The following is a 1455-nucleotide window of genomic DNA, read 5'->3' on the forward strand; positions in this document are numbered from 1 at the left end:
TGAGGGTGCTGGCCAGGGCCAGCACGTGCCCGTCGGCGATGGCGATCTTGTTGTCTTATCTGGGGCTGGGCAGCCCGGCCAGCGTCACGGCGAACCAGTGGTGGCCGCCGTCGGTGCTGGCCTGGATGTGCTCGCCGTCCGCGGCGAAGGCGTGCTTGGCGTCGGGCACGGTCAGCGCGACGTGGTTGTGGTTGTCGGGCTTTTTTATCGGCGGGGCGGCCAGCCGGGACCACCGAGCGCCGCCGTCGGTGGTCTCCAGCAGGTAGCCGGTCGTTTCGGCGAGCTTTAGCACGTAGCCGTGCTGCGGCGTGAACCAGGTGCTCGATGCCGGCGCGAATCCGGTCGGCACCGTGGCGGCCGAGGCGGTCGCGGGCACGGCGAGCAGGGCGGTCGCCGCGGCGACCGCCAGCGCCGCACATCGTGTGAACGTCATGATGCGGTGACGGTCGGTGACACGGACGGGTTGCGTCGGATCCGGCCAGAATGTCGGCGAATCAGTCGCCGCGGCGGACCGGCCCGAGGATCTGCTTCTCACGCTCGTTGGTGACCAGGCGGATCGGCACCCACAGGTCCTGGCCCAGCGCCAGCACGTGGTCGTCGCGCAGCTGGGACAGCTCGGTGACCCGGGCCGGGTTGAGCCGCCACATCCGGCCGGCCAGCTGGGCCTGCGCGGCCTGGAGCCGCTGGATCAGCACCAGGTCGGCGTTCATGGCCAGCGCCCCGGCCTGCGGGTGCAGGTAGGGCAGCACGTACATGGTGGTCTGCCAGGGCGTGCGCGGCGGCAGCAGCTCGACCGGGGTGGCGCCGCCGTCATGCACGACCAGCAGCGGGTTGTCCTCGGAGCTGTCGGGCAGCTCGATCGGCGACAGCCTCCGGATGGACACCAGCGGCAGCGGACGCTCGCCTGCCCCGGTGGTGGTGGCCTGGGCCAGCGCCTGCCAGGCCTGCGGGCGGCCGGTGGCGATGATCACCCAGGCGCCCGCGGCCAGCGCCCGCAGCGCGACCTGGCGGGCCAGGTACAGGCCGCCGAGCGCGACCACGCGGGTGGGCATCGGGCGCAGCAGCGAGACGCTCGCCGGCTCGTTGGCCGGGTCGCTGCCGATCAGGGTGCCGCCGCGCTCAGCCGACGGGCTGACGGCGTCCAGCAGCTCGGGCGACACCAGGTACTCGGGGGCGAGCCCGCCGACCTTGCCCATGGTGTCGCGGGACCGGGTCTGACCCGTGCTCATGCCCATCCTCCGAACGGCAGCGTCGCGGCCAGCGCGGCGGTCTGCAGGCCGCGCAGCGGGGTGACGTCGAATCCGAGCTGGTCGGACATCTTCTCCAGCCGGTCCTCGGCGCGGTCCAGCTCGGACGGGGTGCGGGCGCTGATCCGGACCAGCCCGCGCAGCCCGACCTGGCCGTCCTGGCCGCCGGGCGAGATGGCCAGCGCGACCGTGGAGGACAGCGCTCGGA

At 73.3% G+C, this 1455-nt stretch carries 2 protein-coding genes and 1 pseudogene; all 3 read right to left on the reverse strand.

The features are described 5' to 3' along the window. Positions 1–55: 55 nt before the first annotated feature. Positions 56–433 (reverse strand): WD40/YVTN/BNR-like repeat-containing protein, encoded by a 378-nt coding sequence (locus tag KUTG_RS30205; protein WP_052395575.1) that lies wholly within the window; start codon positions 431–433, stop codon positions 56–58. A gap of 61 nt (positions 434–494) precedes the next feature. Further along, the gene (locus tag KUTG_RS30210; protein ID WP_043731115.1) at positions 495–1229 is read right to left on the reverse strand and encodes a hypothetical protein; all 735 of its coding nucleotides are present in this window, start codon (positions 1227–1229) and stop codon (positions 495–497) included. Beyond that, positions 1226–1455 (reverse strand): annotated as a pseudogene (locus KUTG_RS61785) (type VII secretion protein EccE); the annotation flags it as partial. The pseudogene KUTG_RS61785 and the gene KUTG_RS30210, both read right to left, overlap by 4 nt.

This window comes from Kutzneria sp. 744, from assembly GCF_000568255.1.
Lineage (GTDB): Bacteria > Actinomycetota > Actinomycetes > Mycobacteriales > Pseudonocardiaceae > Kutzneria.

Coding starts and splice junctions, on each gene's coding strand:
- KUTG_RS30205 (WP_052395575.1), bottom strand. CDS start 433: ATGACGTTCACACGATGTGCGGCGCTGGCGGTCGCCGCGGCGACCGCC.
- KUTG_RS30210 (WP_043731115.1), bottom strand. CDS start 1,229: ATGAGCACGGGTCAGACCCGGTCCCGCGACACCATGGGCAAGGTCGGC.